General features: G+C 68.5%; 6 protein-coding genes and 2 pseudogenes. 2 read left to right on the top strand and 6 right to left on the bottom strand.

Annotated elements, in window-relative coordinates:
* Positions 1-200 precede the first annotated feature (200 nt).
* Positions 201-1688 carry a DUF2231 domain-containing protein gene (locus QMO56_RS26360; protein ID WP_283530576.1) on the bottom strand — a complete coding sequence of 496 codons (1488 nt, stop codon included), beginning with the start codon at positions 1686-1688 and terminating at the stop codon, positions 201-203.
* Positions 1689-2281: 593 nt separating this feature from the next.
* On the opposite strand from QMO56_RS26360, the gene QMO56_RS26355 reads away from it, so the two are divergent.
* Positions 2282-4939, top strand: a complete 2658-nt coding sequence (locus tag QMO56_RS26355) for a PAS domain S-box protein (protein WP_283530573.1) — start codon at positions 2282-2284, stop codon at positions 4937-4939.
* Positions 4940-5122: 183 nt separating this feature from the next.
* Here the strand turns inward: QMO56_RS26355 and QMO56_RS26350 are convergent, their stop codons facing one another.
* Positions 5123-5800, bottom strand: a complete 678-nt coding sequence (locus tag QMO56_RS26350; RefSeq protein WP_283530572.1) for a tellurite resistance TerB family protein — start codon at positions 5798-5800, stop codon at positions 5123-5125.
* A gap of 45 nt (positions 5801-5845) precedes the next feature.
* Between QMO56_RS26350 and QMO56_RS26345 the strand changes: the two genes are divergently transcribed.
* Positions 5846-5974 (top strand): hypothetical protein, encoded by a 129-nt coding sequence (locus QMO56_RS26345; protein ID WP_283530570.1) that lies wholly within the window; start codon positions 5846-5848, stop codon positions 5972-5974.
* 138 nt (positions 5975-6112) lie between these two features.
* Here QMO56_RS26345 and QMO56_RS26340 read toward each other — a convergent pair whose 3' ends face one another.
* From QMO56_RS26340 to QMO56_RS27080, 4 genes and pseudogenes are all read right to left on the bottom strand, one after another.
* Positions 6113-6712 (bottom strand): plasmid pRiA4b ORF-3 family protein, encoded by a 600-nt coding sequence (locus tag QMO56_RS26340; protein WP_283530569.1) that lies wholly within the window; start codon positions 6710-6712, stop codon positions 6113-6115.
* Positions 6709-7182, bottom strand: a pseudogene (locus QMO56_RS26335) (transposase); the annotation flags it as partial. The pseudogene QMO56_RS26335 and the gene QMO56_RS26340, both read right to left, overlap by 4 nt.
* Before the next feature lie 153 nt (positions 7183-7335).
* Positions 7336-7575, bottom strand: a pseudogene (locus QMO56_RS27085) (integrase core domain-containing protein); the annotation flags it as partial.
* Positions 7576-7635: 60 nt separating this feature from the next.
* Entirely contained in the window at positions 7636-7809 is a 174-nt protein-coding gene (locus QMO56_RS27080) for a hypothetical protein (RefSeq protein WP_408906558.1), read from the bottom strand.
* Positions 7810-8002 lie beyond the last annotated feature (193 nt).

The raw sequence follows: 8002 nt of genomic DNA, 5'->3' as shown, positions 1-8002 counted from the left end.
CCGCCTTTCGGCTTCGGACGCTCCCGCGGCAGCAGCGGTTCGACCACAGCCCAGAGGTCGTCAGGAACGAGAAGCGCCATCCCCCCTCAACGCCTCACACCAGGGTTTGTCCCAAACTTAAGTAGGCTAGACTGAACGTCCATCAGGCCGGCAGCAGCTCCTGCCGCCTCAGGAAGGCCAACTCGACAGGGCAGCCCAGGCTACAACCCCTCGAGAAGCCTGATCTTAAGATCACGGAAAGCGCGCTGAAAGCGTGATGTCCTCTGCTCCTCAAGCATGGCCTCCAGGGCCTTTCCCAGTTCGCGCAATCGCGCTTCGCCAAGCCGTTGAGCATGTCGGAACATGGACCGCTCCTCCGAGCCGGCGTGATGGTCCACAGCTGCATGGAGCGCCTGGAGATGCTCCTCGAACTCGGGGCTCGCCGTATTCAGCTTTAGTGTCATCGCCAGGAGGTCGGCGAGCTGGCGATGCTCGGAATGCGCGACAGGGACATCCTCGCTGACCGGATGAACCGCCGGGTAGAAGATATGGTCCTCAATATGCTCGTGGATCTCGAGTTCAGAGGCAAGGGTCCGCATCAGGTCACGGCGTTGCGGGTCATCCCGAGGCGTTGCCCTGATGGCCTCGAAGAGGCGGCGGAGCAACTGGTGATGCTCGACAAGCACCTCGTCGGCCTTGCGCCCCTGGCCTGTGTCGTGCGTTCTCTCCGGCTGCTGACGGGCGGGCACCACATCATCCAGCCCGGCGGCCATGGCAACATCGTCGCCGTGCTCCTGCTCCCGCCTGATCTCCACGACGCCTTCCTTCAGGCGCACCTGATAGCGGGGCTGCGGGCAGGTCGAGGGGCCACCGCTCGGCCATCCCGTTTCCAGGTCATACCTCGACCCATGCCATGGGCAGACCAGCGCACCGTCAAGAACCCAACCCTGGTCCAAAGGACCGCCCATGTGCGAGCACCGCGCGCCCATCGCTTGGATGTGCCCCTTGTGCCTGACCAGAACGACGCCCACAGCCTGGCGATTGTCGTCGTCCCAGACCTCAATTCGCCGCGGCCGGTCCTCCTCCAGCTCCGCGAGGGGCAGCACAGGCGTAAAGCCGCGGGGCTCGGGGCTGCGGTCCGCATGGTCGCTGCCGATCCGGCGGCGATACACCATATGCCCGCCGAGATAGCCACCCAGAAACATGCAGGCCCAGCCGGCTGCGCTCGCCAGCCTTCCCTCGCTCACGCGCCCACGCTCTCGGAGAAGGACCGAGGTAAGAGTGAGCGCCAGCGCCGTGCTGTTGGCGGCCGCATGAACCAAGCCGACCCGGCGGTCACGGCCGTTGACGTGCTGCCAGTCAGCCAGTCCGGTCGCCGCCGCTGCCACCGCGCCGGCCGCGCCAGCCTTCAGCGCTATTTCAGCGGCTCTCGTCGCCCCTCTTGGCCGGATGCCCAGCACGGCCAGGAGATCGAGCGCGAAGGCGAAGGTCCAGGTTCCGATCGGGACCGTGACAAGCATTGGATGGATCGGATGACCGAACCAGTTGCCATGCAGGGCGTCCCCAAGCTTCCCGGCAGGGCGGCCCGCGATCTGCGCCGGCCTGGCCATTGCCGTCTCGATTGCATAGCTTGGCCTGTCGAGCGCTGCCGCGGTCTCGATCCGGCCGATGCCGGCATCGGCAGTCCTTGCGAATCTGGGACGTCGCATCTGGAGCCCTCCCGTGTCTCGCCGATCGGACGGCCGTATGAACCGCCGCGGCTTCTCTTCAACACGCCCGGCCCTCGACGGTTCGCCGCAGTAACGGCCCACACCGTCTGGGAGCACCCTTCCGGGAGCGGATCGCCGGGGTGATGCGCGACATTCCCGGGCAGCCTTCCGGGGTTGTGCAGCTTGGCGCCATCCGGTGCCGGACACGCCACTCTTGAGCAGCCTTGACAAACCACCCAGGGCGTCCGGCGTGGCTGGCCGCATTCCCGATCGGCAGGACCGCGCCTGCCTTCACGGCACCGTGGGCTTCACACTGCAACTGGCGGGCAATACGAGATTTTTCTTCGGTTCACGTTAGGATGCGCCCATGGGGGTCCCCATCATCCTCCAGCCCTGGAAGCGGACCTCCTCGCGGCGGCGCGCGTGGAGGCGCAGCGGGACAGCCGGACAGCGACCAACCTTGCTGAGCCCGCCTCCAGGCGGCATTTGGCCGGAGTTGGAATGGGGTGCTCCGGCACCGCGCCCGGCCAGGACACGATGCAGGGACCAGAGCACGCCGGCTCCCTGGCCTGCAAGGTCCCCGGGAGGCGGCTGTGAATGATGCTGGCGATCCAGGTGACGGGGCGGGCTGCGTCGACGACGTCCTGATCACGCCGCAGTTGTCCCTCCGCCCCTCGCGCGCTCCCGACCACGCGGGGGAGAGCCGGGCGCTCGCCGCCCTGGCCCAGGAGATGGCTGCCAACCCGGGTGGCGTCCTGCAGAAGTGCGCCGAGCTGGTGATGGAGCTTTGCCAGGCGGACTCCGCAGGCATCAGCGTCCTGGAGCCCGGTGGAATGCAGGGCATCCTCCGGTGGCACGCTGCCAGCGGCGCACTCGCGGCCGATCTCGGCGGGACCATGCCCCGGGAGGCAAGCCCCTGCGGGACTGCGATCACCCGCAACGGCGTGCTCCTGTTCAAGGAGGCGGAGCGGTTCTTCCCGGCTCTGCGGGATGTTGAACCGCGCATCTACGAGAACCTGCTGGCGCCCTGGCACGCCAATGGCGAGGCCATGGGCGCCCTCTGGGCCATCAAGCACAGCCCCGAGGGGCGCTTCGATGCGGAGGATGCGCGGCTCCTGACCAGCCTGGCCCGGTTCGCCGCCGCCGCCTACCAGATGACCGCCGCCCTGGCGGAGGCCAAGGCCGGCCGCGAGGCGCTGGAGCGCCGCGCCACCGAGCGCGCCCTCGCCGACACGGCACTGCGCACGAGCGAGGAGCGCCTCCAGGCCCTGGTGAACGCGACCTCCTCCGTCATCTACCGCATGAGCCCCGACTGGGCCGAGATGCGCCAGCTCGATGAACGAGGTTTCCTCTCCGGCACCGAGGGCTCAAGCCGGAGTTGGCCGGGCGCGTATATCCACCCCGATGACCAGCAACAGGTCAGGGCAGCGATCCAGACGGCCATCAGGACGAAGAGCGTCTTTGAGCTGGAGCACCGGGTCCGGCAGGCGGATGGCAGCCCGGGCTGGACGCTCTCGCGCGCGGTTCCCCTTCTGGATGCCGGCGGAGAGATCCGGGAATGGTTCGGCGCCGCGAGCGACATGACGGCACGAAAGCGCGCCGAGGAGGCGCTGCGCGAGAGCGAGGCCCGGTTCCGCCATATGGCCGACAGCGCGCCGGCGCTGATCTGGATGACCGATGCTGATGGCCAGGTCGTCTTCGCCAACATGCACTTCGACCACATGTTCGGGCGCCCCGCGGCGGAGATGCTGGGGGACGGGTGGGCGCGTTTCGTGCTGGACGAGGATCTTGAAGCGTTCAATGCCGCCTTCCTGGTCGCCGTCCGGGTCCGCCAGCCGTTCAAAGCCGAGGCGCGGGTGCATGACAGGACGGGTCAGCTCCGCTGGCTGCGCTGCGAGGGCGTTCCGCGCCTGGATGATGCGGGCAGGTTCCTTGGCTACACCGGCTGCGGCGTGGACATCACCGAAGCCCGGCTGGCAGCCGAGGAACTGGAACGGCAGGTCGCCGAGCGCACGGCGGAGCTGATGGCCGCCGAGGAAAACCTCCGGCAGGCACAGAAGATGGAGGCGGTTGGACAGCTTACGGGCGGCATCGCGCATGACTTCAACAACATGCTCCAGGGCATCGCGGGTGGCCTCGACATGGCACAGCACCGGATCGCCAGAGGGCGCGCTGCCGAGGCCACGCGCCATCTTGAGGCGGCGCGGAGTGCCCTGGAGCGCGCGGCCGGGCTGACGCGGCGCCTGCTGGCCTTCGCGCGGCGGCAGCACCTGGACCCGAAGCCGCTGCCGCCCAGCGGACTGGTTGCGGGCATGGCGGACCTCATCCGCCGGACGATGGGACCCGGGATCCGGGTGGAGCTGAAGCTGCACAACGGCACCGGAAGCGTGCTGTGCGACGCAAACGAGCTGGAGAGCGCCCTGCTGAACCTGTGCATCAATGCACGCGACGCAATGCCCGAGGGGGGGCGGCTGACAATCGCCACGGAGGAGGTACGCCTCTCGGCGGCGGAGATCTCGGACCAGGATGGCCTCTCGGCCGGCGACTACGTGGCGATCCTGGTCGCGGATACCGGCATGGGCATGCCGCCGGAGGTGCTCCAGCGTGTCTTTGAGCCGTTCTTCACCACCAAGCCGCTCGGCCAGGGCACAGGGCTGGGGCTCAGCCAGGTCTACGGCTTCGTGCGGCAATCCGGCGGCCTCGTCCGGCTGGACAGCGTGCCCGGCCAGGGCACGAACGTGCACCTGTTCCTGCCGCGGCACGAGGGGGCAGAGGCGGCGCCTCCCGCGCCAGAGGCGCCCTCGGTGCCGGAATGGGCCGCCGGGGGCGCGACAGTGCTGCTGGTGGATGACGAGGAGGCGGTGCGTGGGACGGCGGCCGAGCGGCTGCGTGAACTGGGCTATCGGGTGCTGGAGGTGGCGGATGGGCCGGCGGCACTGGACCTGCTGGATGGCGGCGCGCAAGCCGACCTGCTGATTACCGATGTGGGCCTGCCCGGCGGGATGAACGGGCGGCAGGTGGCGGAGGCGGTGCGTGAGCGGGTGCCCGGGCTGCCGGTGATGTTCATCACGGGCTATGCCGGCACGGCGCTGCCACCGGGGGCTGAGGTGATCGGCAAGCCCTTCGAACTCGACACCCTGGCGCGACGGGCTCAGGCACTCCTCACGGCAGGGCGGAGCGGGAGATCGGGAGAAGCCGCCCACACGCGCCGCGAACCGCCCGGGAGCCCGGCCGGCACTGCACGGGGATGAGCCGCGGGACCGTCCGCTCCACGAGCCCATCCGGCGCGGGTGCGGAGCCGCCGCAACGGCTCCTGGCCGGGTGCGGTCCGGCCGCTTTCCTGCCGTCATCGGCTCCGCGGCTTCCCGCTGCCCGCCATAGCCGACCGCGAGCATGCCTTCCGCGAAGCCTCTCCCGCCGCCAACGCGCCGAACCTAACTGTCCGGCTGGGAAGCCATTTCAGCCTGCCGGTTGAGATGGGCAACAAGGCCCTCCGGCAGCTTCAGTCGATGCGCCAAGGCCTCCAGATAGGCTCGCTCGATCGGCTCGTCCGGATCGACCGCAAGGCAGGAGACGAGATAGATCTCCGCCGCCTGCTCCGATGTGCGAGCCGCGGCCGCGACCTCGCTCACCCCGATCGGTGTGTTCAGGGCATCGAAGACGAAGGCCTTGGCCTCGGCGTCCAGTCCGGCCTTTTCCACCTGCTCAAAGATGCGGTTCCGCTCGGCGGCATCGATGTGTCCATCAGCCCGGGCGGCCCCGATCATCGCGCGGGTCAAGGACAACTCGAACGGCTCGCCACCCGTCGCGGGCGTTGCGCCCGGCAGGAAGCGCGGCTCCACGGCCTCGGTGTCGCGCAGCGTGGCCAGGGGCGCGGAAGCCGGCGCCTGCCCAGCCTGCCAGTTCTGCCAGGCGCGGTGGGCAAGGGCACCCAGGAGCGCAGCTCCGCCATGACTCAACAGGCCTCCGCCGCGTTTGCGGCTCTTCTTGCCCATCAGCGTGCCGAGCAACCCACCGGCTGCGGCGATACCGGCAAGGCCGCCCGCACCGCCTCCGCCAAGGGCATGCTGCACAGCCTGCGTCAATCGGTCTGTCGTCGAGCGGCCGCCCATCGCCTCTCCGCCTGGCTCTCGCGGCCCAGCATATGGCGTACTGCGATGCCCGCGCTGGTCGCGAGCGACAGCTCCGTTCGAGCCAAGGAAGCGTTCAAGGAGGGCTTTGGCGTCTATCATGCGCAGGATGTCGGGACAGTCGAGGCGCCGCGCAAGATGAACTGCCGTTCATGATTGGATGTGATACCGCCAAGGCGATGAGTTGACTCACCTGTGACGGCGGTGGGCACAGCGGTTATGGTTCGCTGGGCTTCTGGCGCTCGGGAGCTTGGTAATGGCGGCAGGACGTACCCATCCGGCGAGGGCCGTGGGTCAGACTGCAGGTTTGCGTTTGACGGCTGGCTTGCGCGCCCATGCCTTGGCCAGGGCGGCGACGGCTTTGGCATGATCGTCGATGTTGATGTTGTCGGGATCGAATGGCCCGTCAGCCCATTCCGTCATCTCGGCGTGGTTTTCGTGCTGCGGATCGGTGATGGCTTCAAGGAATTCGGCATAGCCCCAAGGGCCGCCAACGTCCTCGGGCGGGCAGCGTCCGGATGCATTGATCAGGAGTGGGTATGTCAGGCCGGGCGCGGCATTCGTGATGCGCTCGATCTTGACCGTGTGTTCCCAGCCATCGCCGAAGTCGTAGAGGTACCGCAGGGTCTTCGCGCCGGTGTCCTCGATGGCATCGATGAGACGGGCCTTGCGGGCATCGAGGGGGCCTCCGCCCCAGTCCGGGTCGGGAATGCCCCAGCCCACATCGCGGGCCCGGATCTCGTAGAGATGGCTGTTGGTCCAGCCCATGGCGGCCTGGAGCACAAGGTGCAGGCGGTCGAGCCGGATTGTCAGCGGTACCTCGACCCGGCGCAGGACCACGGGCTTGACCTCATCAAGGGTGATCTTGAGCCGGGCAATGCTGGTGCTGGTCATGCCGCCACCTTTCGCCGTTCCATCTCCCGGGTCCAGTTCCAGGGCAATAGCTCATCCAGCCTTGAGACGGGATGGTCGGCGATCCTGGCCAGTACGTCGGCGAGCCAGGCGCGCGGGTTCACGCCGTTCAGCTTCGCAGTGGCGATGAGCGTGTAGATCATCGCGGCCCGCTCGCCGCCGCGGTCGCTGCCTGCGAACAGCCAGGCCTTTCGGCCGAGGGCCACGCCACGGAGCGCGCGTTCTGCCGCGTTATTGGTGAGACAGATCCGGCCGCCGTCGAGGAACCGGGTGAACGCCTCCCAGCGCTTGAGCGCGTAGTCCAGTGCCTTGGCCAAGTCGTTATGGCGCGGCAGCCTGCCCCTGGTCTCCAGCATCCAGGCGTGGAGGTCGGCAACGAGCGGGGCAACGATGTCCTGCCGGTGCTGCAGGCGATCAGCCGCCGGGCACCCATTCACCACCCGCTCGGCGTCTGGTTGTGAGACCTCCTTTGCGGCCTCAGCGATGAGGCGCGGCTGGGCGATGTCCTCTGGTCCGGCGCGGCCTTCCGGCTTTTCCGGCTTGTCACGGGCGAGCTTGCGCCGCGCTTTGAGGGGCTCGGCCACGAGCTGGTCGGGGGTTTTGCCGCCGAGAACCCGCGGGCGGCGGGCATTGCAGGCGGCGTTGAAGCCCCGGAGCAGTCGCTCGAGCTGCACGTGGGAGCAGATGGTGATGCCGGGCACCTCACTGCCGACCCGACCGTTGAACCTCTCCACCATTCCATTCGTCTGAGGCGAGCAGGGCCGGGTGTGGCGATACTGCGCCCCAAGCTCAGTGCAGGCCTTGGCGAAGGCCGGGGTGAAGCAACTCCCGTTGTCGGTCAGCACGTGGGTGAGGCGGAAGGGGAAAGCCTTGGCGGCCTCGCGCAGGAAGGCGAGGGCGCTGCGCTAGGCTTCGCCGTCCTTGACCGCCAGGTGCACGGAGCGGGAGCGGCGGCCGATGGCGATGTAGAGAAAGCGCTTGCGCCGCTTACCGTTGGCAGTCTGCAGCTTTGGCAGGTGCTTGATGTCGATGTGGATGAAGCCGAGGTCGTAGTCCCGGAAGGTGCCCTTGCCCCGCACCGGGCGGCTGGAGACGGGCGGTGGCCTGCGGCTCAGCCCCGCAGCCTTGGGAATGCGCCAGATGCTGTCGCGGCTCAGGTGTGGCAGGATTCAGGTGTGGCAGGAAATGCGTGACCACGAAGGTGAGGTCGTCGAGCGCGAAGGGGGTGGCGCGCGCAGGGCGCAGACCACCGCCCGCTCTTCCTCGGTCGCC

It is taken from the genome of Roseomonas sp. E05 (assembly GCF_030063475.1).
GTDB lineage: Bacteria > Pseudomonadota > Alphaproteobacteria > Acetobacterales > Acetobacteraceae > Pseudoroseomonas.
The sequence above is the reverse complement of the archived record's forward strand: the minus strand, read 5'-3'. Positions and strand labels throughout refer to the sequence as shown.

Excerpts from the sequence above, each read along its gene's own strand:
- QMO56_RS26350 (WP_283530572.1), bottom strand. The coding sequence starts at position 5,800 with ATGGGCGGCCGCTCGACGACAGACCGATTGACGCAGGCTGTGCAGCAT.
- QMO56_RS26345 (WP_283530570.1), top strand. The coding sequence starts at position 5,846 with ATGCCCGCGCTGGTCGCGAGCGACAGCTCCGTTCGAGCCAAGGAAGCG.
- QMO56_RS26340 (WP_283530569.1), bottom strand. The coding sequence starts at position 6,712 with ATGACCAGCACCAGCATTGCCCGGCTCAAGATCACCCTTGATGAGGTC.
- QMO56_RS26360 (WP_283530576.1), bottom strand. The coding sequence starts at position 1,688 with ATGCGACGTCCCAGATTCGCAAGGACTGCCGATGCCGGCATCGGCCGG.